This is a genomic window from Peribacillus sp. FSL E2-0218, assembly GCF_037992945.1.
Taxonomy (GTDB): domain Bacteria; phylum Bacillota; class Bacilli; order Bacillales; family DSM-1321; genus Peribacillus; species Peribacillus simplex_B.
On record NZ_CP150304.1, the window covers coordinates 487,746 to 508,648 of the forward strand.

Annotated in this window: 24 protein-coding genes and 3 pseudogenes; 17 read left to right on the forward strand and 10 right to left on the reverse strand. The window is 43.4% G+C overall.

The annotated features are described in order from the left end of the window. The first annotated feature begins 106 nt into the window (after positions 1–106). Both MHI53_RS02305 and MHI53_RS02310 read left to right on the forward strand, forming a co-directional pair. The gene (locus MHI53_RS02305; protein WP_061140536.1) at positions 107–1,021 is read left to right on the forward strand and encodes a diacylglycerol kinase; all 915 of its coding nucleotides are present in this window, start codon (positions 107–109) and stop codon (positions 1,019–1,021) included. A 64-nt stretch (positions 1,022–1,085) separates the two neighbouring features. Further along, the gene (locus tag MHI53_RS02310; RefSeq protein WP_061140537.1) at positions 1,086–1,661 is read left to right on the forward strand and encodes a GNAT family N-acetyltransferase; all 576 of its coding nucleotides are present in this window, start codon (positions 1,086–1,088) and stop codon (positions 1,659–1,661) included. A gap of 256 nt (positions 1,662–1,917) precedes the next feature. Here MHI53_RS02310 and MHI53_RS02315 read toward each other — a convergent pair. Continuing rightward, positions 1,918–2,315 (reverse strand): annotated as a pseudogene (locus tag MHI53_RS02315) (IS5/IS1182 family transposase); the annotation flags it as partial. A 2-nt stretch (positions 2,316–2,317) separates the two neighbouring features. Between MHI53_RS02315 and MHI53_RS02320 the strand changes: the two are divergent. After that, positions 2,318–2,560 (forward strand): annotated as a pseudogene (locus tag MHI53_RS02320) (transposase); the annotation flags it as partial. A 150-nt stretch (positions 2,561–2,710) separates the two neighbouring features. Here the strand turns inward: MHI53_RS02320 and MHI53_RS02325 are convergent. Further along, positions 2,711–2,929, reverse strand: a complete 219-nt coding sequence (locus MHI53_RS02325) for a hypothetical protein (RefSeq protein WP_057913908.1) — start codon at positions 2,927–2,929, stop codon at positions 2,711–2,713. 190 nt (positions 2,930–3,119) lie between these two features. Between MHI53_RS02325 and rlmD the strand changes: the two genes are divergently transcribed. Continuing rightward, complete coding sequence (gene rlmD, locus MHI53_RS02330) at positions 3,120–4,493, forward strand: 23S rRNA (uracil(1939)-C(5))-methyltransferase RlmD (protein WP_340372662.1); 1,374 nt, start codon at positions 3,120–3,122, stop codon at positions 4,491–4,493. A 163-nt stretch (positions 4,494–4,656) separates the two neighbouring features. Next, positions 4,657–5,205, forward strand: a complete 549-nt coding sequence (locus MHI53_RS02335; RefSeq protein ID WP_340373635.1) for a YitT family protein — start codon at positions 4,657–4,659, stop codon at positions 5,203–5,205. Positions 5,206–5,215: 10 nt separating this feature from the next. On the opposite strand, the gene MHI53_RS02340 is transcribed toward MHI53_RS02335, so the two are convergent. The 4 genes from MHI53_RS02340 to MHI53_RS02355 form a co-directional block, all read right to left on the reverse strand. After that, positions 5,216–6,076 carry a DUF421 domain-containing protein gene (locus tag MHI53_RS02340; protein ID WP_340372663.1) on the reverse strand — a complete coding sequence of 287 codons (861 nt, stop codon included), beginning with the start codon at positions 6,074–6,076 and terminating at the stop codon, positions 5,216–5,218. A 30-nt stretch (positions 6,077–6,106) separates the two neighbouring features. Next, the gene (locus MHI53_RS02345) at positions 6,107–6,313 is read right to left on the reverse strand and encodes a DUF1657 domain-containing protein (protein ID WP_061140541.1); all 207 of its coding nucleotides are present in this window, start codon (positions 6,311–6,313) and stop codon (positions 6,107–6,109) included. Between the two features lie 48 nt (positions 6,314–6,361). Then, a complete protein-coding gene (spoVAD, locus tag MHI53_RS02350) occupies positions 6,362–7,381 on the reverse strand; it encodes a stage V sporulation protein AD (protein WP_061140542.1) in 1,020 nt (339 codons plus the stop codon). A 102-nt stretch (positions 7,382–7,483) separates the two neighbouring features. Then, positions 7,484–7,687 (reverse strand): DUF1657 domain-containing protein, encoded by a 204-nt coding sequence (locus MHI53_RS02355; protein ID WP_061140543.1) that lies wholly within the window; start codon positions 7,685–7,687, stop codon positions 7,484–7,486. A gap of 195 nt (positions 7,688–7,882) precedes the next feature. Here MHI53_RS02355 and MHI53_RS02360 point away from each other — a divergent pair, with 195 nt between their 5' ends. From MHI53_RS02360 to MHI53_RS02370, 3 genes are read left to right on the forward strand one after another with little or no spacing between them, the layout of a single operon-like run. After that, positions 7,883–8,296, forward strand: a complete 414-nt coding sequence (locus MHI53_RS02360) for a hypothetical protein (RefSeq protein ID WP_340372664.1) — start codon at positions 7,883–7,885, stop codon at positions 8,294–8,296. Then, positions 8,293–9,579, forward strand: a complete 1,287-nt coding sequence (locus MHI53_RS02365) for an ammonium transporter (protein ID WP_061140545.1) — start codon at positions 8,293–8,295, stop codon at positions 9,577–9,579. The genes MHI53_RS02360 and MHI53_RS02365 overlap by 4 nt, the downstream gene beginning before the upstream one ends. A gap of 35 nt (positions 9,580–9,614) precedes the next feature. Next, positions 9,615–9,851: a hypothetical protein gene (locus MHI53_RS02370; protein WP_340372665.1), complete on the forward strand. Its 237-nt coding sequence runs from the start codon at positions 9,615–9,617 to the stop codon at positions 9,849–9,851. 235 nt (positions 9,852–10,086) lie between these two features. On the opposite strand, the gene MHI53_RS02375 is transcribed toward MHI53_RS02370, so the two are convergent. Next, complete coding sequence (locus MHI53_RS02375) at positions 10,087–10,539, reverse strand: hypothetical protein (protein ID WP_155645352.1); 453 nt, start codon at positions 10,537–10,539, stop codon at positions 10,087–10,089. Between the two features lie 248 nt (positions 10,540–10,787). Between MHI53_RS02375 and MHI53_RS02380 the strand changes: the two genes are divergently transcribed. The 5 genes from MHI53_RS02380 (at position 10,788) to MHI53_RS02400 (ending at position 15,161) form a co-directional block, all read left to right on the forward strand. Beyond that, positions 10,788–11,444, forward strand: a complete 657-nt coding sequence (locus tag MHI53_RS02380) for a 5-bromo-4-chloroindolyl phosphate hydrolysis family protein (protein WP_061140547.1) — start codon at positions 10,788–10,790, stop codon at positions 11,442–11,444. Beyond that, positions 11,441–12,613, forward strand: coding sequence for a toxic anion resistance protein (locus MHI53_RS02385; protein ID WP_061140548.1), 1,173 nt, complete (start codon positions 11,441–11,443; stop codon positions 12,611–12,613). The genes MHI53_RS02380 and MHI53_RS02385 overlap by 4 nt, the downstream gene beginning before the upstream one ends. A gap of 22 nt (positions 12,614–12,635) precedes the next feature. Beyond that, positions 12,636–13,196: a nitroreductase gene (locus MHI53_RS02390; protein ID WP_311316459.1), complete on the forward strand. Its 561-nt coding sequence runs from the start codon at positions 12,636–12,638 to the stop codon at positions 13,194–13,196. 153 nt (positions 13,197–13,349) lie between these two features. After that, positions 13,350–13,856, forward strand: a complete 507-nt coding sequence (locus MHI53_RS02395; protein WP_061140550.1) for an SEC-C metal-binding domain-containing protein — start codon at positions 13,350–13,352, stop codon at positions 13,854–13,856. A gap of 306 nt (positions 13,857–14,162) precedes the next feature. Next, positions 14,163–15,161: a S8 family peptidase gene (locus MHI53_RS02400; protein WP_061140551.1), complete on the forward strand. Its 999-nt coding sequence runs from the start codon at positions 14,163–14,165 to the stop codon at positions 15,159–15,161. A 45-nt stretch (positions 15,162–15,206) separates the two neighbouring features. On the opposite strand, the gene MHI53_RS02405 is transcribed toward MHI53_RS02400, so the two are convergent. Together MHI53_RS02405 and MHI53_RS02410 are read right to left on the reverse strand one after the other, a co-directional pair. Continuing rightward, positions 15,207–15,875 carry a DUF1775 domain-containing protein gene (locus tag MHI53_RS02405; protein ID WP_061140552.1) on the reverse strand — a complete coding sequence of 223 codons (669 nt, stop codon included), beginning with the start codon at positions 15,873–15,875 and terminating at the stop codon, positions 15,207–15,209. Positions 15,876–15,893: 18 nt separating this feature from the next. Next, positions 15,894–17,528: a copper resistance CopC/CopD family protein gene (locus MHI53_RS02410; RefSeq protein ID WP_340372666.1), complete on the reverse strand. Its 1,635-nt coding sequence runs from the start codon at positions 17,526–17,528 to the stop codon at positions 15,894–15,896. Positions 17,529–17,807: 279 nt separating this feature from the next. Between MHI53_RS02410 and MHI53_RS02415 the strand changes: the two genes are divergently transcribed. The 4 genes and pseudogenes from MHI53_RS02415 (at position 17,808) to MHI53_RS02430 (ending at position 19,094) form a co-directional block, all read left to right on the forward strand. Further along, positions 17,808–17,987, forward strand: coding sequence for a hypothetical protein (locus tag MHI53_RS02415; protein ID WP_340372667.1), 180 nt, complete (start codon positions 17,808–17,810; stop codon positions 17,985–17,987). Between the two features lie 15 nt (positions 17,988–18,002). Further along, positions 18,003–18,281 (forward strand): annotated as a pseudogene (locus MHI53_RS02420) (cadherin-like beta sandwich domain-containing protein); the annotation flags it as partial. A gap of 28 nt (positions 18,282–18,309) precedes the next feature. After that, on the forward strand, positions 18,310–18,708 hold the full coding sequence (locus MHI53_RS02425) for a cadherin-like beta sandwich domain-containing protein (protein ID WP_340372668.1): 399 nt from the start codon (positions 18,310–18,312) through the stop codon (positions 18,706–18,708). After that, complete coding sequence (locus MHI53_RS02430) at positions 18,705–19,094, forward strand: cadherin-like beta sandwich domain-containing protein (RefSeq protein WP_340372669.1); 390 nt, start codon at positions 18,705–18,707, stop codon at positions 19,092–19,094. The genes MHI53_RS02425 and MHI53_RS02430 overlap by 4 nt, the downstream gene beginning before the upstream one ends. Positions 19,095–19,172: 78 nt before the next feature. On the opposite strand, the gene MHI53_RS02435 is transcribed toward MHI53_RS02430, so the two are convergent. Further along, positions 19,173–20,804: a PAS domain S-box protein gene (locus MHI53_RS02435; protein WP_340372670.1), complete on the reverse strand. Its 1,632-nt coding sequence runs from the start codon at positions 20,802–20,804 to the stop codon at positions 19,173–19,175. Between the last annotated feature and the right edge of the window lie 99 nt (positions 20,805–20,903).

Consider the following 20,903-nt stretch of genomic DNA (forward strand, 5'->3'; position numbering starts at 1 on the left):
TATGGACCGAAAGTTCGGTCCTCTTTTTTTTTTCGAATATTGCTTTTCATGTAACGAAGGATTAAGATGTAAATTATGGAATCAATATGTATAAGGATGATGGGAAATGAAAAGAGCAAGGTTGATTTACAATCCGACTTCTGGCCGGGAAGCCATTAAGAAGAGTCTGCCAGGTGTGCTAGCGAAGCTTGAGGAAGCTGGTTATGAAGCTTCTGCACATGCCACGACTGGTGCGGGTGATGCGACGAATGCAGCTAAGATCGCCATTGAACGAGGCTATGATATTGTCATTGCGGCAGGGGGCGACGGTACGATTTATGAGGTTGTTAATGGACTGGCCACGGCAGAAAAACGCCCGAAACTAGGGATCATTCCGACGGGAACGACGAATGACTTCGCCCGGGCGCTGCATTTACCGAAGTCAATTGAAGGGGCAGCCGAAATCATTGCCCGCGGGCATACGATGCCGATCGATATCGGGAAAATGAATGATAAATATTTCATCAATATTGCTGGCGGAGGCCGATTGACTGAATTGACTTATGACGTGCCGATCAAGCTGAAAACGATGCTGGGGCAGCTGGCATATTATATAAAAGGTATCGAAATGCTTCCATCGATTAAACCGACGGAGGTTTCCATTGAATATGATGGAAAGCTGTTTGAAGGAGAGATCATGCTTTTCTTGGTCGCCAACACGAATTCCGTCGGCGGCTTTGAAAAATTGGCTCCTGATGCATCCCTGAATGATGGCATGTTTACACTGCTCATCTTGAAAAAAGCCAATCTCGCGGATATTGTCCGTGTCGCCACATTGGCAATGCGCGGAGAGCATATTCATGATAAGAACGTCATTTATGAAAAAGCGAATCGGATAAAAGTACAGGCTAAAAAGGATATGATGCTTAACTTGGATGGCGAATTTGGCGGGATGGCCCCGGCTGAATTCGTAAATCAGTACCGCCATTTTGATGTATTCATCCCACAAGGAATATTGCCGGACGATCCGACAAATAAATAGGAAAAAAGGTCACGGAAATCCAGTGGCCTTTTTCAGTAAAACGTTGCAAGGAGAATGCGTGAATATGTATATTAGGCAAGCGAAACCGGAAGATGCGGACAAGGCAGCTTCATTGATCCGGTTAGCGATTAAGGAAATTGCAGAAGCATTGACCGGAGAAATGGAAGAAGAAAGGATTCTTTCCGTTCTTGCCGATTTTTTCAAAAAAAGCGGAAATCGGATCAGTTATGAAAACACCTTCGTAAGTGTTCATGAGGGGGAAATATCGGGATTGATCATTGCCTATCATGGGAAGGACGCGCAGGAATTGGATGCGCCGATCGTCGGACACTTAAGGCGGAAGCGGAAAGATCCCAGCATCACGATTGACAAAGAAGCGGATACGGATGATTTTTATTTGGATACAATATGCGTCGACCCAAATTTCCAAGGAAAAGGGATTGGGAGCGCATTGATTCGATATGTTGAGGAATATGCCAAACAAAAAGGATATCCAAGGGTTTCTTTAGTTGTTGAACATGTAAATGAAGGGGCAAGCCGCCTTTATAACAAATTAGGCTATAAAGAACTTAAGACGGTTACCATCAGCGGTTATGAATTTGGCTATTTGGTTAAACGAATAGAAGAACCCCCTGCTTGACAGGAGGTTCCCACTGTAGACAAACTCGATGATAATCAAGTTTGTCTATTTTTATGAGTTGTACTATGTAGCCGTGAATTTCCACTCCAGGCACTCGCTTATCCAGAGGCGGTCGGGGAGCCTCCTTGGCGCTTTGCGCCTACGGTGTCTCCACTAGACGTGCTTTCCCCGCAGGAGTCTCGTACCTTACGTTCCAATCAACTTTGTTTAAATTCATAGGTAGAAGCCTTTTCCACTGGATAAATTTGATAAGAAATCTCACCACTTTTTGATGATTTTTGTTGTCTGTACATCGTGATAAAGATGAGCAGGTTGCACAGGTGTATTGGGGAGATTTGTACTCACGATAGCCCTCTTTATTCGTTGGTTGTCGAGTACGTTAAAAGCTAACAATTAAAATGTTCATCGTATACCTAGTCATGTTTGCGAAAGTACCCTTATTTGTTCGAGGGTGTGTATAGGGTAAAGCCCGTATGTTTTCTTTATTAAATAGCTAGTGATTGCTGGTGTTTTATAAGCGGCATCTGCGGCAATGGCTTTTGGCAAACCCGTTGCGGTCTGCAGCGCGTGGAATGAATAGGCAAACTGTTTTGTTCGTTCATCTTTTACCTAGTAGCCACTCTCAGAATCTGTTGTACTTTCTTGTATTTCTTTGCCGGAATATCTGGCAAACACATGTGGAAGGTCAGATCATCTGCGTCATCATCAAGATGTAAACCCTGTCTATGCGATACGTAAGAAACGATAGAGCGTGTATTCGCAGATGCAAAAGAAATGGTATGCCTTGGACTACTTTAAGGGGACTTAAAAAATTGTCGTTGCAGGCGATGCTTACTTTCGCTGCCATGAATGTAGAAAAGATGGCCAATTGGACATGGCAAGGTCCAAGACTGGCCTAATAAAGGGTGGTCGTAGAGCTACGATCTCTAAAAATCAGGAGAACATTCGAAAAGAATTTCAAAAGGGGGGCGGAATATATAATTCCGCCCCCCTTTTGTCTACAAACTGGCCCCCCTTCTTGACAGGGGGGTCTTCTTATATGCCAGCGATTACATTTGCTGTCCGTTCATGGCTGCCCAATCGGCATAGGTTCCGCTGCCGTTACAACCAGGGCAATCGTGGATATCGGAAAAATGATATTCAGTTGGCACGAAGGAGCTGTATCCACGCCCGTAACAATCCGGACAAAGGCCTTTTTCCTCCATACTTGCTCGATGTTTTTCTAACCGTGTTGCATTCCAGGCTGATATAGAGTTAAACAAACCCATTTTTCTCACCTCAACTAATTTTCCTTATTTTTCTTTTTTTATCGTACTTTTATGCATGGAACTATGAAAAACCCATAATTCCTTCCCCTATATTTTTATGAAAAAAAGGGTAATTTGGTGAGTCGTTTTGTGGCAAGGCTCCGATTGTGGTAAAATACAGGCTAGCATAAAAAAGAAAAGAGAAGATGATATGAAAAAAACAGCACCTGTTGCTAAAAACGATATAATAGAGGTTTTATTCGAGGACTTAACACATGAAGGAGCAGGAGTCGCTAAAGTCGATGGCTACCCAATCTTTGTTCAGAATGCCCTTCCTGGTGAAAAAGCGAAAATTAAAGTGATGAAGGCCAATAAAGGATATGGCTTCGGCCGATTGATGGAGATTATAGAAAACAGTCCATATCGTGTCGAGGTTAAAGCGGAAGACTTCCATAAATATGGCGGATGTCAGCTGCAGCATATGAGCTACGAAGGACAGCTGGAATTCAAGGAAAAGCAAGTCCGTGAAGTGATGGCGCGGATCGGGAAATTGGAAGGCGCGGTTGTCCATCCGATCATCGGCATGGAGAACCCGACTCATTATCGAAATAAGGCGCAAGTGCCTGTCGGCGATAAGGATGGAGAGTTAATCGCGGGATTCTTTAAACCACGGACACATGAGATTGTCGAAACAAAAGAAAGCATCATCCAACATGAAGTGATCAGTGAGGTTGTTCAAGTTGTGAAGGAGATTTTCAGTAAGCTTGGCATTCCTGCTTACGATGAGGAGTCACACAAAGGTGTATTGCGGCACATCATGGCCCGTTACGGCAAGCAAACAGGCGAATTGATGATCGTTCTCGTTACAAGAACGAAAAGCATTCCTTTCATAGAAACCATCGTCAAGGAAATCGTGGACCGCCTGCCTAAAGTGAAATCAATCGTACAAAATGTGAATTCCAAGAAAACGAACGTCATCCTAGGCGATCACATGACCTTATTATGGGGCGACGAAGTGATTCATGATATGATCGGCGATGTGAAATTTGCCATTTCCGCTAAATCCTTTTATCAAATCAACCCCGATCAAACCAAGGTTCTTTATGATAAAGCACTTGATTACGCGGGGCTAACGGGAGAAGAGACGGTGATTGATGCATATTGCGGCATTGGCACGATCTCGTTATTCCTGGCTAAACAAGCGAAAAAAGTCATCGGTGTTGAAGTGGTGGAAGAAGCGATCGAAGATGCTCGCCGCAATGCTGAGTTGAATGAAATCACGAATGCCGAATTCATCGTTGGTGATGCTGGCAATGTTATTGCTGAATGGTACCAAAAAGGAAACACGGCCGATGTCATCGTCGTCGATCCACCTCGCAAAGGCTGTGAGGAATCTCTTCTTAACACAATCATCGAGATGAAACCGAACAAAGTGGTCTATGTATCATGCAACCCAGGCACTTTAGCTCGTGATCTTCATATCTTGGAAGCTGGTGGATATAAAGCAGTCGATATCCAGCCAGTGGATATGTTCCCGATGACGACACATGTGGAAAACGTTGTGTTATTAGAGCTTAAATCATAACCTAACAAAGAGTCCAGTCCTCGTGACAGGGCTCTTTTTCCTTAAGTTCTGCTGTTGATAAGGAGGGTTTTTTTCACTTGTATATTCTCGACTCCCTAACTTGGACATATATTAAGAAATATGAAATGGGAGGCAAGGTGATTTTATCAATTTTCAAAAAGTGGTGGCTGTCATTGTTGGTAGCTTTTTGTTGGGTTTCGGAATCAATGGTTTTTTAGTCCCTCATCACCTGATAGACGGCGGCGTTATTGGAATTGCCCTCATCCTACATTATTTTTTTGGTTTTCAAACGGGACTTTCGATGCTAGTCCTTAGTGTGCCTATATTTTTTTATGCATGGTGCTATGAACGGCCCTTTTTCTATAGCAGTGTCCACGGTCTGCTTTTGACCTCCCTGTTCATGGATTGGCTAAACCCGCTGAAAAAGGTTTTTTCCTTATCGATACTGACCAGCTCCTTAATAGGCGGAGTTATCATAGGAATGGGCATCGGGCTCATGCTTCGATATGAGACAAGCAGCGGCGGAACGGATATGCTAGCCAAAATCATATCCAAATCCTCCTCATTGGATATTGCTTTAGCGATTATCCTTATAGATACCCTCATCATTTCAGCGGCTGTCTTCACTCTGGGTGTGGAAATATTCTTGTTTTCATGCGTGACGATCGTCATTATCGGTCTGACCACCTCGCTTTTGAAAGTGAGACATTAACTTGCGGCCATCAGTTTTTTAAGATATATGCTACATCGTCAATTGCTTTTTGCAGCTTTACGCTGTTCTTGCTATACATTTCTTTAGCTTCCTTTGACTCCGTCCCGAGGGCAAACAATTCCAAATCGGCCTGGCATTTTTTCAAGGTTGCCAGCAGTAAAGGTTTTTCTTGTGGAGAAGGAATCTTGAGTTTATCATCAAAAAGGTCGACCGTTAATTCCCCATTGGAATTCGCTTGGGCAAGAAAAACATTATCAAGGGTCACCCCCAGCTTATCTATTTCAGTATGAAGCCAATTACGATTCAGTCCTATCGTTGAAAGTGGTTCATCAAGTATAAGGCCGTCCATGACGACTGTTTGCGGCTCCTTGACTGCTGCGACTGGAATGTTAAGATCTTTAGGTGTCAAAGGCTGATTCTGCTTCTTTAACATGACCGAAAAATCCCCGTTCGCTTCCAGTAAGGCAAACTCGACTTCGGAAACATCGAAGACATCCTTTTTCCGAAGCAAGGCTAACAACTCATCGATTGTATATTTTTCTTTCTTCAGATTATCTTCCATGACCTTGCCATCCTTGATGAAAACGGACGCTTTTCCTTCTACAAGATCACGGAAGGTTTTGCTTTTTAATGATATCGACCCTGCAAGGAAGGGAGCCAAGGCAAAAACGAGGATGGACAGTACCCCGTGTATAATGTTTCCCTCCACTTTGGTAGCCAATTCCGCCCCGACATTACCAATGGTTATGCCTGTAACATATTCAAAAAAGGAAAGCTGGGATAATTGTTTTTTCCCTAACACTTTCGTGATCAAGAAAAGAACGATTAAAAAGAATAGTGACCGCATTACGATTTCTAACCAATTCGGCATTACCTAACACCTCCTGCAATAATCCATGTTCTAAAAGCCTTTATATTGCGGTTCTTCCAGCTCCAGTTTTCCGACGCGTTCCTGTACCTCCCTCATGACCTCATTCACCACCAGCATCGTTTCATGCAAAGCTCGCTTCGATTCTTCATCTTGGGTCCGAAGTGCCAAGCTGGATAACCCGGCTTCGATTCCTTTTAGGCTGGAGACACATTGCTTCACTTCTGATGCTATCGTCATGGTGCATCCTCCTCTAAATTCGAAAATCAAGCATCATTTCCTAAAAAGTCATGGTTGCGGCTCACCGTCAAATTCAATTGATACAGCATGGGCAATTGCTGGAATCGTTTCATTTTGTTGAAAGGAAAGGGGAGATAACAACGCACCCGTGGCCACGACGAGCATCTTATTGATTTCGCCTTTTTTCATCCGGTTCAATAAATGCCCATAAACGACGGCCGCCGAACAACCCGGTCCGCTTGCCCCTGAGAGGACAGGCTGTCCGTCCCGATATATCATTGTACCGCAATCCATATATTGCTCTTTCTTCATTTTGATTCCATGGTTATTCAATAACTCCAATGAAACATCATGCCCAATCTGGCCTAAATCGCCGGTCACAATTAAATCATAATAGGATGGATCCAAATTCCGTTCTCTTAAATGGGCTTCAATGGTATCGACCGCAGCAGGTGCCATGGCCCCACCCATATTGAAAGGGTCGGTCAACCCCATGTCGATCACACGTCCGATCGTAGCTGAAGTGACCCTCGGTCCTGTTCCAGCCTTGCTTAATAAAGCCACTCCTGCACCAGTAACGGTCCATTGTGCGGTTGGTGGTTTTTGCCCGCCATATTCAGTAGGGTAGCGGAATTGTTTCTCCACGGCAGCGTTATGGCTCGATGCCCCTGTCAATAAGTAATCTGCCCCGTTCGTATTGACGAGGTACGCGCCGAGAGCTAGACCCTCCATGGACGTGGAGCAGGCTCCAAACAAGCCGAGGTAAGGAGTGCCCAGAGTCCGGCAAGCAAAGCTGGTGGGTGTCATTTGGTTGATAAGGTCGCCTCCAAGGAAAAATTGAATTTGTTCCTTCTGGAGGCCAGCCTTTTCGATTGCCTTCGTACACGCGTCTTCCAATAACACCTTATGAGCTTTTTCATAGGTATCTTGATTAATCCACAAATCGGAATGAAGGAGATCGAAATCATCGGCAAGCAATCCGTTCGCCTCGAAAGGGCCGCCGACGGTACCGGTTGAGACAATGACGGGCTTCTGGTCAAACACCCAAGTGCGATGCCCTGTATGCATGGAAAACCACCTCTTTTTGTTTTTTTACTCGTATGTACAAATGGACTTATATATATAAAAAAGGTTGATCGATGAAACCAACCTTTTTTATAGGAAAGTCCATTATTGTTTGTATTGTGGTTCCTCGTTCTCGATTTCATTAATGCGAGGAGTAATGCTGTCTACAATCGTTTGGGTTTGTTGCGCCGCTTGTTGGTAGAGCTGTTTGGCTTGCTCATTATCGGTGGAAAGAGCGAAGGTTTCAAAGCTCGCTTGCGCACTTTTAAGACCGGCTAAAGTAGTTTTAACATCATTGATTACAGTCATTTCCGGATTCCCCCTTGTTTTATATTGCCTTTTTAGCGTAAGGAAAATTTCGGCTTTATATACGTGCCAATTTTTCCTTTAATCAAACGTTTGATTAATAGGAAGAGAGCAAGTTTTGATTTAAATATTGACTCAATTCAGAATTGTGCATATAATAATTAGAAAATATACCGTCATCACGTGAGGTGATATAACATGGAAATTATGGATGATGTATATAATAGAACGGTTTTAGAGATATCATCTGAAGATGCCGTAAAAGACTTGCAATTCATTAAAAATAAACAACAGTCTGAAATTGAATCGATTAAATACAAAATTCATAAATACGAACAAAAGCGAAGTGCTGAGGAAGCTTGGTATCAATCCCTTTCTCCATTGAAACGGTTTTTTACCGGGCATGCACCAAGCCATCACAAGGCAGTGGAGCATTTGGTGAATGTCAAAGATAGATATAAAAAAATCGAGACGATAAAGCGAAAGATCGCTTTTTTGGATGAAGTGATTGGCATGCTGGAAGCGGAACCGGAAAGGCGGGAATTACATTTGCCCACTGACATCATTAAAGAGATGACCGCCAGTCAGAAAGACGAGGGACGACCAAGATGACATTAGAAACGTTAAACGCGGGCTTGGATACGATTTGGGTCGTTTTGACGGCAGCGATGATATTACTGATGGAAGGTGGGTTTGCCTTATTGGAGGCGGGATTCGTTCGGACCAAAAATAATGTGAATATCATCATGAAGGTTTTTGCCGATATCACGATCGGGACGCTATGTTATTTTGTCATTGGTTTTGGCTTAATGTATGGAACCGATGTATTTGGTCTTGTCGGGACAAGCGGCTTTCTGCTCAAAGGTGATTTATCGCATATCGACCTGACGATTTCCATTGATGCCTATTGGTTATTTCAAGGGGCATTCGTCATTGCCGTCATCTCCATCGTTTCCGGAGCGGTTGCCGAGAGAATTAATTTTCGGGCATACCTCATTTTTGTCGTCATGATGACGGCCTTCATCTATCCGGTAGCAGGACACTGGATTTGGGGCGGAGGCTGGTTAAACGAGTTAGGCATGCAGGACTTTGCAGGGTCGGCTGTCATTCATGCACTCGGTGGTTTTTCTGCACTGGCGGCCGCCATAGTCATTGGGCCGAGAGCAGGAAAATTCACCGCGGTGGGAACAAGCTCGATTTCACTGCCGAGCAACCTCCCGTTGGCTTCTGTCGGAGCCTTTCTCTTATGGTTCGGCTGGTTTGGGTTTAATGCTGGAAGCACTTTGCAGGCTACAGATGCCCGCATTGGCCATATTGCCATCGTCACGATGCTCTCAGCGGCATCTGGAGGGGCTGTGACGTTGCTTTATACACTATTCAGGTATGGCAGATCGGATGCACCATCCGTCATTAATGGCTCACTTGCAGGACTTGTCGGGATCACGGCAGGCTGTGCATTCGTTAGTGATCTTGCTGCGATCCTGATCGGAGCCATTTCCGGGCTGCTGATGCTCGCTGCAACCAATTGGCTGGAGGCCAGGAAAATCGACGATCCGGTGGGCGCCTTTCCCGTTCATGCGGCCTCTGGCATGTGGGGGACGATAGCATTGGGCCTTTTCTCCACTGAAGGCGGATTGTTTACAGGTGGAGGATGGCATTTACTTGGGGTGCAATCGGTAGGATTAGTGGCACTATGCCTATGGGGCTTCTCACTGACATGGATCGTTTTTAAAATCATCAATATTTGGGTCCCGACAAGATCGACTGATGAAGAGGAAGAATTGGGTTTGGATATCAGCTATCACGGAATCATGGCCACACATACTTCGCCGGAATTCATCAAGGTCGAAGAATACTTTAAGCGGGATGAAGAAGCGAAAGATGTTTCACGTTAAAACTAATGGTAGAATCAAGTAAGAGGTGATTACAAATGAGCACATGCAACCTTAATCATTCACAGCAAGATGTCAACCTGAAATTGAATGCTCAACTGGAATTTTTACCACCAACATTGAGCCAAGCATTAAATCTTTTTCTGGATAATGACCATTCGCAGGAAACCTTGAATGAACTTTTTCACCTATTGAAAAAATATGACTTGTCCTCCAAGGAGGAACAACAATCAAGAAATCAAAAAATGAACCATCTTATGCTGGAACGGGAATGAAGCCCGTTCTTTTTTTATCTGTTTTTTTGTTGTAATGACATTATTAATCGATCGATTGATTAATTTTTTATAGAAATGGGCGAGTGAAAGAAGAACACGTCAATTCGCGAGTGAAAGTTCGAAACTCGCGAGTAAAGTGCCGAAATTGGCGAGTAAAGGCCTCAAATCAGGAGTTAGCGTGCCCAAATTGAAGATAAAAAAATGAAGCCCATTATGAGCTCCACTTATCGTACATTTAAAAGCCATCATCTGTTGCGTTGAAGGGGATGTTGAGGTTCCTTTCGACGGCGCGCAGGCGTTGATTAAGCCTGTTCAGTCTATTGGTATGACGCTGATCGGTTTGACTTAGCCTGGATATTTCTTGGTTAACACGGTTCACTTCCCGGTTTACACGTGTGATTTCTTGGTTGAGGCGAGTGAGTTCCCGCGTTTGTCGCTCATTTTGCCGCTCTAGTTCACGTACCCTTCTTTCGAGTTGCTGAGATTGCGGCGGCTGCCTGTCGGAGTCGAATGGGTCTGTTGAAGAATTGAATGGGTTTTCTTGATTCTGTGGGAGGTTCCATTCCTGCTGAGGAACATACTCAGAATCAAATCGTTCTGGCTGTTGAAAATAGGGGTTGAAACTCGGCTGAATGTACTGCTGATTTCCGTTTTGTTGTGGATAAGGATAAAATCCGGATGAATTCATTGTCAACACTCCTTTTAAATTCAGGATGGATACGTAATAACTTATGTAAGTTCTGGTGAAGTGGCAAGGCGATAGCCTATAAAAGCCAGTTGGGCGGGTGTGTTTTTCAAAGAAAAATTTCAATAAATTTGCAGAAATCAATCTGTTCCTATATCGTTTAAGATAGAGAGAAATCTTCGCATATTGAAACTTATCAAAAGGATAATCCGTATATATAGAAAAGCGTGTAAGTCAGGAGTGTAATGATCATGAATCGATTTCTTACTGATTTTATTTCCATATTGATGGCATTTCCAGTCATTTTGCCGGTGTTGCTGGTGAGCTATTTCGCCTTTAATCTGCCCCTTGCTGCCTCCGTTGCCATTTCCATTGCCGGAGGTGCGCTTGCATACTGGCTGAGTACGGCTTACTTTTCTTCGCGATTCCTTAAAAAGCATGGATTGACAAGAAAAGAATATCAATATATAAAGAAAAATATAAGTGAAGCAAAACAGAAAATATGGCGGGTGCAAAAGGCGTTAATCTCTGTCAGGCATATTTCTTCTTTTAAGCAAAGGAAGGATATGATTAAAATGATCAGGAAAATATATAGTCTTACCAAAAAAGAACCGAAGCGGTTTTATCAGGCTGAACAATTTTACTATTCCCATCTCGATTCTGCCACAGAGCTTGCTGAGAAATATGTTTTTTTATCACAGCAACCAAGAAAGAACAGGGAACTCGAGCTCTCTTTAGCGGAAACCCGAAAAACTTTGAAGGACCTCACAAAAACGATAGAAAAGGATTTATATCATGTGATTGCCGATGATATCGATAACCTTAATTTCGAGTTGGATGTAGCAAAGCATTCGATCAAAACGAGAAAAGAATCACAAGTAATCGATGAAAGCAGGAGGTTAAAATGAATAATAACGATCCAAACCTGTTGAATAAAACGGATAATGCCAATTTACTCGATGATCTCCTGTCCAATCCATTCAATGAGTTGCAGGAAAAGACGCCTTCATCCTCACAGGAGGCTAAGCCGGTTAAATTGATTGATGTCATCCCAGAGGAAAATCGGGCAAAGGCTTATCAGCTTGCCGAACAAATTGATCCAACGAATCATCAGGCGATGATATCTTATGGCACGCCTGCCCAATCGAAGCTTTTGACCTTTTCCAATTCGATGCTTGAGCATGTTCAGAAAAAGGATGTCGGTGAAGTGGGGAGCATTATCAGTGACTTAATGAAGAAGTTAAACGAATTGAGTCCTGATGAGCTTAAACCGGATAAACCGTCATTTTTTGCGCGTATGTTCGGTAAGCTGTCCGGTTCCGTTCAGGAAGTGCTTTCTAAATATCAAAAAACTGGCGCGCAAATTGACAGAATCAGCGTGAAGCTTGACCGGAGCAAGAATATCCTGCTTTCGGATATCGTCATACTGGAAAAACTTTATGAAACGAATAAGGACTATTTTCAGGCGTTGAATGTCTATATTGCTGCCGGGGAAATCAAACTGGAAGAAATTCATGGGAAAACGATCCCTGAGCTGAAAAAATCCGCTGAATTAAGCAATGACCAAATGAAGTTTCAAGAGGTCAATGATATGCGCCAATTCGCCGAGCGACTGGATAAAAGGCTGCATGATTTGAAACTGAGCCGTGAAATCACGATTCAAAGCGCACCGCAGATCAGGCTGATTCAAAACACGAATCAGGCGCTAGTCGAGAAAATACAGTCTTCGATCATGACGGCCATTCCTCTTTGGAAAAATCAGGTGGCGATAGCCTTGACCTTAATCAGGCAGCGCCATGCAGTTGAAGCGCAAAAGCAAGTTTCCAAGACTACCAATGACTTGCTCTTGAAGAACTCTGAAATGCTGAAAGTAAATACCATTGAAACGGCAAAAGAAAATGAACGGGGACTTGTCGATATTGAAACATTAAAGAATACTCAAGCTAACTTGATTTCGACATTAGAAGAAACGATGAGAATCCAAGAAGAAGGCAGGCATAAACGGCGACAGGCGGAGCAGGAACTGGCATCGATGGAAAATGAATTGAAGCAGAAACTATTGGAGATAAAGGGATAGGGGGAGAACGGCATTGGAAATAATGGAAGCGATAAAAACGAGGCGAAGCATAGGAATCGTTAAGCAAGACCCTGTACCTAAAGAAATCATCGAGCAAATCATCGAGGCGGGTACATATGCACCAAACCATCATCGAACGGAGCCGTGGCGTTTTTTTGTATTGACAGGGGAAGGCAGAAATAAACTTGGCCATGTATTCGAGGAAATAACAAGGATTGAAAATGCAGATGACACACCGGAAAGCTTGATCAGCAAACTTGAAAGGCAAAAGAAAAATCCTCTGAGGGCACCGGTCATCATCGCAGTGGGCATAGAGCCCAGTGATAAGAATAATGTCCTTGTAGCCGAAGAGTATGCCGCAGTGAACAGTGCCATCCAAAATATGCTGCTTGCTGCACATTCCCTCGGGCTGGGTGCAGTGTGGAGAACGGGAAAAATAACTTATCATGAGAAGGTGCGGGATTTCTTCCGTTTATCCTCAAAAGGTGAAGTGCTGGCATTCATTTACTTGGGCTTTCCTGACATGGAGCCGAAGCCTGCCAAGAAAACACCGATTGATCAATTGACCACCTGGATCGGGTGAAATGAATGGCTGCAGCAGTGAAACATCCTGCTGCAGCTTTTTTTATTGGAGGGACTTCGGAAAGGACAGGCTTCATTTCAAGTGACGAGTGCGGATTTAGGTTGTACAATACATAGGAAGAATAAATTATGATGAATTAGGATGTGTCTATAGATGAGAACGATTGATCCATTTGAGATTCTCGATGGAAAAGCGATTAAATTTCTGGATGTTTTTGGCGTCGAGGATGGGATTGCTTTAAAGAGCAAATATGAAGATAAAACGTATTGGATATATGATTATTATTGCATGCATCAGTCATGTGACTGTCAGGAAGTGTACCTTGAATTCGTGGAGGCCCGCAAAAACAATAACCAGGCAGGGCAGCATTTTGGGATTCGCGTATCTTTCAGCGATCATAAATTCACCCTAGAGGACTATAATATATCCAAGCAAAAGGCGATGGATATTGCGGAAGACACGTTAAAGTACAGCAACGACATCATGGCGTTATTTAAGCAGCGGTATCAGCAAATGAAGGAAAAAGGAACGCAAATCATCATGGAAAGTGCAAAGGCAGCCAAAATGCCTCATGTTCATACAGAACCAGTTATCGGAAGAAATGAACCATGTCCTTGCGGAAGCGGAAAAAAATACAAAAAATGCTGCGGAGCAGCTTGATCGATCTTGGAGGGTGACTCGAAATAGAGCGCCCTCTTTTTTTGTAAAAAATTGAAAAAATAGTAGCGAAATAAGAACGTTTGTTCTATAATTGATTATACCAGATATCAACAGATAAAGAAATAAAAAGTAGGATTTTAGACCGAATTTTCTAAAAACTTCTTTTTTATTTTCAAAAATCTGGTATATATAAGAGAGAAGGTTTTTTTGATCTCATCTCTTTCAACGGTAGACGGCAACCAGACGGGATGCGAATCCCTGCACTGATGGCAGTTTAACTTAATGAACGAAGGAAGGGGTAATCAAATGACAAGAGAAAAAAGATTAATACCTTACAAAGTTCTTGAAGTAATGGAAACGGTGAAAGAAAAGATTCCCGAGGGCATCGAGCTTGTGAAAGCCCCTGCAGTTTGGGAAAAAAGCAATTATGGTGAGGGTGTTGTAGTCGCCGTCATCGATACAGGAATTGATAAGGAGCATCCAGACCTCAAAGAGAGAATCATTGGCGGGAAGGATTTTACCAATACCGGAGATTTTCAAGATGATAACGGGCATGGAACACATGTATGCGGTACGATACTGGCTTCCATTAATAACGTTGGTGTAGTGGGAGTGGCTCCGAAAGCAAGCATTTTGGCCTTGAAGGCCTTGAATGGGCAGGGTCAAGGTGAAATAGATTGGATCAATGGAGCCTTGGAGTATGCGATCAATTGGCAGGGGCCGAATGAAGAAACGGTTTCGGTCATTTCACTTTCACTTGGGGGGCCGCCGGATGAGGCGGAACATAAGCTGATTCAAAGGGCCATCCAGAAGGACATTCTTATTGTTTGTGCGGCTGGGAATAGCGGGGATGGGCGTCATGAAACCGATGAATTGGATTATCCAGGTGCGTATCCAGAGGTAGTGGAAGTCGGAGCTGTGGATTTAAGCAGAAATTTAGCGGATTTCTCAAATACGAATGATGAAATTGACTTGGTTGCGCCAGGAGTCGATATACTCTCTACGTATCCAGGTAATAAATATGCCAGACTCAGCGGAACATCAATGGCAACTCCGCATGTAAGCGGTGCAGCAGCTCTCTTGAAAGTGATAGCTGAACAGGACTTTGGCCGCAAGCTGACAGAGGCAGAATTGTATGCTCAGTTAGTGAAAAGTACGGAAGATTTGGGAATCAGTAAAAAAGCACAAGGCAATGGGCTGCTCAACTTAACCATTGCGGACCAAAGGGTTGAAAAATCTATTAAGATTACCATAGAGTCAGAGAACCTTAAATTACCGAGTAAATCAGTGGTCATGGAATACTGACAAAAAAGGTGTCCCAGGATTCTTGGGACACCTTACTCAATAATTTTATCGTTTATTTTTTCTTAGCGCTGCAATAAGTGCTACAAGGGACAAGATCAGTGCTATGACAGATAGGGTGATGATCAGTGTTTCATTACCATTACTTTTATCATCTGCTGTTGCCGTGTCCTTTGAATTGTCGGTTGCTTTGGAATCATCGGTTGCAGCTTCATCTTCGTGCCCGTGATCAGGGGACTCTGCATCAGCCTTTGGGGCTACCGAAATTTGCGTTACTGAATGCGGTAGGGCGGAACCTTCATCACCGCTCCATTCGACGATTTCACCATCTTTATAATATTGAAAGGCGTCCCAAGCGACCTTCGTTTCTTCTTTAGGGTTTTGGGCAATGAATGAGAATTGCTGGAATTGTCCAGCGGATATGCCTTCACCGGTTGCTTCCCAAGTTACCGTTTTAACACGCCCATCCTTATCTCCTTCAGTTGTCACTTTCCATCCTGGTACAGGCTCATAGCTTTCAAAGGTAACCCCTTCAGGAACCTTTAAAGTCACTTTCGTTGTCGGCGTTTCTTTTTCGACTGGAACTTTTATCGAGTAGGTTTCCCATGCCTCAGGGGCAGATGAACTAGGTTTGACAGTAACGTGTGCATTCGCCGAACCAGCGAATATGAGTAATGCTGCAAATGTAGAGATGAGTAGTTTTGTAATGTTTTTCATCAGTATAATTCCCTCCAGTTATGAATTCCCTATAAAAATTGTAAAATCAGCATTGATCGAATCGAGATTTTCCGTTAAACCGTGAACATGAATATTCCACTTTCCTGGCAAGGTTAGTATAGACTTTGAGGTGAACTTACCTTTGGTTTTCCCCTGCAATTGCAGCTTTATTTCACCGCCCTGCCCATCTGCAGGCTGCATCGTGAGGGTTAGCTGCTCGATATCAGCAATTGGCTCACCGCCATTTGCCAGTTCAACTTGAATCCGGTTATCCCCGACTTCATTCGGGGTGACCATTAATGTAACCTCATTGTTTTCTTCTGTCTTTATCGTTTTTTCAAATGGTCCGGGAGAAGACATCGCAGTTTGGACATTAGTCAATAGAGCTGCAACAAGGAGTACTGCCACACCAATTCCAAGCTCGATTCCTGCGCTATAGCCCAGTTTTTTCGTTTGCTTTTTCCCCTTGAGGAAATGCCAGGCACCTAAAACGATCATGATTGTCATGAGAACGATTTTCGCAAGCAATAATTGACCATAGGTTGTGTTGAACAAGGAATGGATGGTCGGTACATGCTGCAGGCTGCTATATATGCCGCTAATGACCAGGATGATTACACATGCGAAAGCCCATCTGGAAAACCTTTGAATGATCGTCCAGTAAAAGATTTTTTTATCCTCCTGGACTGCCTGCCGGTCGGCTAGCCCAGGCAATATCACCAATAAGGCCATAAGTCCGCCCATCCATAATGCCATCGACAATATGTGGAGGAAATCCATCAAGACGGCGAGAACGTGATTAGGAACGGCTGCCGTATGTCCAGTTAAAGCCTTACCAAGCATTAAGAAGGCCGTCAGGATAAAAGAAAGGAAGGGCAGAGCTTTATTCAAGGGATTCTCAAGCATGAAATAAAGAGCTAAAAATAGAAGGATCAACATGAGTATTTGAATGATCCAGATGGTACCGAAGCTTGTGCCATTCAGTACTTCCTTGATATATGTCCCATTAAAAGCATCCGTCCAGCCCACGCCAGCGTCAATCGTCACCTTTAAAGGCAGGCTGCAGAAGGTGGCAAGAGCTAAACCAATGTAGGAAATCCATAGATATAGACGTGCTCTTCCGCTAGCTTGAAAAAGGCGGGAGTCCTTCGTTAAAGATAGGCGGAAAAATAGAATACCAGCAACGGCCGCGAAGCTTATGTATTGAAGGCCTTGCAAGAACACATTTATGGAAGTCGGAAAACCTGCGTTCATTTTTGAATGATCTTGGTCTGATAAGGAGGCTGAGTCGCCGAATTGAAAGGGGATTGTCCCTTCGATCGGATGGCCGTCACTCGAGACCACTCTCCATTTAATATAATAAACGCCTTCATCGACAGTGCCTTTCCACTTAGCTTCCAATATCTTCTCGCTTTGTTCCGATATGGCGCTTTTTTGAACGGGAACCTTCTGTCCATCTTGACTGAAGACTTCAAGCGAATGGAAAGCCGGCTGTATATTCTCGCTGAATTGAATGCTGATCTTTTCAGGAAGAGTATCCATGGCTTCATTCGGGCTAGGATTGGAGCTAATTATTGTAGCATGCCCAAAAGCCATTGCCGGGTATAGAAATAAGGTAAATAGGCTGATTACCAGCCATAAGTAATTCTTCATCTTGGTATGCCATCACCCTTTCATTAGGTTATGTAAGCTTATTATAAAAGGAAAATGTGAAAAAACAGTGAAAATAAATGAAGCATCCAAAGGCAGTTTCAAGGCTCGATGGATTTAGCTAACGATAATGTCAAAGTGGACTGGCTCCAGTCATTATAGACATGTAAATGATAAGTTGACAATGGAAATGGTGCACCTCATTCACCCAGCTTTAGAAATAATTAAGGTTTCTTTAGTATTATAACCTTATTATGCTTGCTGGAATCATAGGGGGATACAATGCTTAACCAAGGAGTAAAGGAAAAAAGCATGAAGGTGCTTTTGGCTGGTTCTCTCATTGGCATGGGGACATTCACGTACTTGCCTGATGCTAACGCTGCAAAAGCCGGCATCGCACAAGAGGTTAATACGATAAATGTTCTGTCAAAGTTAGAGATAGAAGGGGCTTCTCTCAATTAAGATTTTTCAGAAAGTGTACATGACTATCGAGCAACAGTCGAGAATGATATTGAAAAGATCGACTTGCATGCCGAAAGTCAAAGTGAGAATGCCGCCATTTTCGTGAACGGTACGAAGCTGATAAATGGTGTGGCCAGGAACCTGCCTCTTCAAACAGGCATGAATAGGTTTGAAATTACCGTCAGCGATGGAATTAGTGAGGCGGTTACCTATACCGTCGTAATCGAAAAGCTTGAAAGTGGCGATAATCGCTTAACTTCAATCGGGGTTATCTCAGGGCTCGCTGGCTTTTAATCCCAATGTATCATCGTATCATGCTTCGGTGGAGAATAAAGTCAAGAGCGTTACGATATCTCCATCCTTGAGTGACCGTGCGGCTCATGTAGTGGTTAATGGAAAAGATGTAACGAAAAGTGGTGTGGAGGTTCCGCTTCCGATTGGTGACACAGCAGTGAAGATTATCGTGACTGCAGAAAATGGGGACGAAAGAACCTACTTGCTTACGATTACGAGGGCTGACGGCAAGAAAACGGAAAAGGAGGAGAAGGATACCTCTCAAGAGGATAAGGGGCAAAAGCAACCAGCAATCGAAACGCCCCCTTCGACTGGAGCGGTTAAAGCAGATACTCTTTCTGCTCGTACATTTAATGATCAAAAAGCGACAAATGTCAGTCACACAGGAAAGGCAGCACAGCCTGAAAATGTTTCAATCCAAAAATGAATGCCGGTATAGATAAGGGATCGGCAGCAGAGCGTGTAGAAAAAGAGGATGAAGCTCCTGCATTGAACCATTTGACAGCATCAACAGGAGAATGGAATAAACCCTTTCTTTCGAATGAGTATACATACCATATTGAAGTGGATAATGATGTGAACTCTGTGGAATTGGACGCTGCAACAGGAGCAGATGTGACAGCCATCGAATATGACGGCGGAAATAAAAAAAAGGTGAAGGTAAAGAATAAAGCGAAAACAGCCATTTCCGTTACCGTTTCAAAAGATGCGAAGCGACGTACTTACGTGCTTGTTTTCGAAAAGGATATGAAAGTGGAATTGGATGAGGAAGAAACTGTGGATGATGCCAAACAAGAGGAAAAAGGGGATTAATTGGGGGGTGGGAGATAAAGTTCAACACGGGCTTTAGGCGATTTTTCCTAAAAAAAAGGACAAGTTCCAATACTTGTCCTACGCTTTGTAAGGTAAAATGATTTCGACTTCGGTTCCGCGATTTAGCTCGCTGTAAAACCGGACCTTCCCCCCGTGTGCTTCAATGATCCTGCAGCTGACCGTCAAGCCTAGGCCGGTGCCTCTTTCCTTAGAAGAATAGAAAGGCTCTCCAAGATGCTTCAAGCGATTTTTTTCTATTCCACTTCCATTATCTTTAATGATGATCGAAAGGTTTTTGTCTGTATGCTCGAAGTCGATCCATATCTGGTCGGCGGCAGCCTCCATGGAATTCTTGAGCATGTTTATGAATACTTGCTTTAGTTGATTTCCCTCACATGAAAGCAGCGGTATGTCATTTTTAACTGATATTGATATTTGGGCGGAGAAGGAGTCCGCTTCTGGCTTCAACAAGGTCTTGACTTCATTGATCAGTTCCACGATTTGCTGCTTGCTGAAAGGAAGCTCCTGTGGTTTTGCCAGAACGAGTAACTCGCTTACGATCAGATTGATCCGGTCCAGTTCACTTAGCATAATTGAGTAGTATTGTTCATGGGGATGGTCATTCTTTTTAAGTAATTGTACGAAACCTTTTAATGAAGTCAGCGGGTTCCGTACTTCATGGGCAACGCTTGCAGCCAGCTCGCCGACTATCGACAGTTTCTCGCTTCTCCTTAACCGTGCTTCGGTTTCCCGGATCTGCGTGACTTCTTTGGCATAAGTAATGATCCCGACCAATTCGTCACCAATCATCATGGGGACGAACGTACAAGAAAGCAGGATGGACTTCCCGTATTTCGTTATAAATTGTATATCTTTCCCTTTTTTGATTCCTTTACGATTTTCCACGACATAGTCGCAGGATGTATGAATCAGTTCTGCATCTTCCGGTGAAAAATCCAGGTTAACGAAGGAGGAGCCATGGACTTCTTCTTGATGAAAGCCGGTAACCGTTTCAAACCTCGGATTCACGGTGGTGATCAACCCGTTTAAATCAAGCATGAGCATCGGGTATGGATTGTGTTCGAACAATGATTTATAACGTTGTTCACTATCGAATAATTGCTTCTCCGCAACAACTCTTTCAGATATATCCCTGCCGATGACGACTAGCCCTTTTCGGGAACCATCTTCAAAGAACAAGGGAACCTTGATCGTATCAAAGGTTTTGTGATTGCCATCTGGAAGGGGAATGATTTCCTCGCATCTTGTAATTACCCCTTTCATCCACGTTTCCTCATCGGAAACTTCACAGTAGATCAACGACTCTTTGTAAAATTCAGTGTATTCCGCCAGCTCGCTGTCTTTTTTGCCCTTATAATCCACATGCTCCAATTGAAATAATTGAAGTCCAAAGGTATTCGATTCCAGCCATCGCCCATCGCCATCCTTGAAGTTAACGAAATCGACCATCGAATTAATAAGTGTACGCCGGCGTTGCTCCGCTTCCTTTAATTGCTTGAATTCTTCCCTTTTAGCCAAGTAAAGGTATAAGACCATGCCTATCGATAAAAGAAAGAAAATGCCTTCCACTCTCTGTAGTTGAATGAAGACCTCTTTGTTTTGAATATTTGTCGTTAAGAAATAGTCGAACACGACTAGTGTAAGAATCCCGGAAAGGATATATATACTTAAAATGGAACGCTTGGACATGGAGATTCTCCCTGATTTTAAGACATTGCAATGGTAAAATTACATACACATTTTAACAAACTATCGAAGAAAAATATATGCACAATCATAAATAAAAAA

Excerpts from the sequence above, each read along its gene's own strand:
- MHI53_RS02305 (WP_061140536.1), top strand. The coding sequence starts at position 107 with ATGAAAAGAGCAAGGTTGATTTACAATCCGACTTCTGGCCGGGAAGCC.
- MHI53_RS02310 (WP_061140537.1), top strand. The coding sequence starts at position 1,086 with ATGTATATTAGGCAAGCGAAACCGGAAGATGCGGACAAGGCAGCTTCA.
- MHI53_RS02325 (WP_057913908.1), bottom strand. The coding sequence starts at position 2,929 with ATGGGTTTGTTTAACTCTATATCAGCCTGGAATGCAACACGGTTAGAA.
- rlmD (WP_340372662.1), top strand. The coding sequence starts at position 3,120 with ATGAAAAAAACAGCACCTGTTGCTAAAAACGATATAATAGAGGTTTTA.
- MHI53_RS02340 (WP_340372663.1), bottom strand. The coding sequence starts at position 6,076 with ATGCCGAATTGGTTAGAAATCGTAATGCGGTCACTATTCTTTTTAATC.
- MHI53_RS02345 (WP_061140541.1), bottom strand. The coding sequence starts at position 6,313 with ATGACGATAGCATCAGAAGTGAAGCAATGTGTCTCCAGCCTAAAAGGA.
- spoVAD (WP_061140542.1), bottom strand. The coding sequence starts at position 7,381 with ATGCATACAGGGCATCGCACTTGGGTGTTTGACCAGAAGCCCGTCATT.
- MHI53_RS02355 (WP_061140543.1), bottom strand. The coding sequence starts at position 7,687 with ATGACTGTAATCAATGATGTTAAAACTACTTTAGCCGGTCTTAAAAGT.
- MHI53_RS02360 (WP_340372664.1), top strand. The coding sequence starts at position 7,883 with ATGGAAATTATGGATGATGTATATAATAGAACGGTTTTAGAGATATCA.
- MHI53_RS02365 (WP_061140545.1), top strand. The coding sequence starts at position 8,293 with ATGACATTAGAAACGTTAAACGCGGGCTTGGATACGATTTGGGTCGTT.
- MHI53_RS02370 (WP_340372665.1), top strand. The coding sequence starts at position 9,615 with ATGAGCACATGCAACCTTAATCATTCACAGCAAGATGTCAACCTGAAA.
- MHI53_RS02375 (WP_155645352.1), bottom strand. The coding sequence starts at position 10,539 with ATGAATTCATCCGGATTTTATCCTTATCCACAACAAAACGGAAATCAG.
- MHI53_RS02380 (WP_061140547.1), top strand. The coding sequence starts at position 10,788 with ATGAATCGATTTCTTACTGATTTTATTTCCATATTGATGGCATTTCCA.
- MHI53_RS02385 (WP_061140548.1), top strand. The coding sequence starts at position 11,441 with ATGAATAATAACGATCCAAACCTGTTGAATAAAACGGATAATGCCAAT.
- MHI53_RS02390 (WP_311316459.1), top strand. The coding sequence starts at position 12,636 with ATGGAAGCGATAAAAACGAGGCGAAGCATAGGAATCGTTAAGCAAGAC.
- MHI53_RS02395 (WP_061140550.1), top strand. The coding sequence starts at position 13,350 with ATGAGAACGATTGATCCATTTGAGATTCTCGATGGAAAAGCGATTAAA.
- MHI53_RS02400 (WP_061140551.1), top strand. The coding sequence starts at position 14,163 with ATGACAAGAGAAAAAAGATTAATACCTTACAAAGTTCTTGAAGTAATG.
- MHI53_RS02405 (WP_061140552.1), bottom strand. The coding sequence starts at position 15,875 with ATGAAAAACATTACAAAACTACTCATCTCTACATTTGCAGCATTACTC.
- MHI53_RS02410 (WP_340372666.1), bottom strand. The coding sequence starts at position 17,528 with ATGAAGAATTACTTATGGCTGGTAATCAGCCTATTTACCTTATTTCTA.
- MHI53_RS02415 (WP_340372667.1), top strand. The coding sequence starts at position 17,808 with ATGCTTAACCAAGGAGTAAAGGAAAAAAGCATGAAGGTGCTTTTGGCT.
- MHI53_RS02430 (WP_340372669.1), top strand. The coding sequence starts at position 18,705 with ATGAATGCCGGTATAGATAAGGGATCGGCAGCAGAGCGTGTAGAAAAA.
- MHI53_RS02435 (WP_340372670.1), bottom strand. The coding sequence starts at position 20,804 with ATGTCCAAGCGTTCCATTTTAAGTATATATATCCTTTCCGGGATTCTT.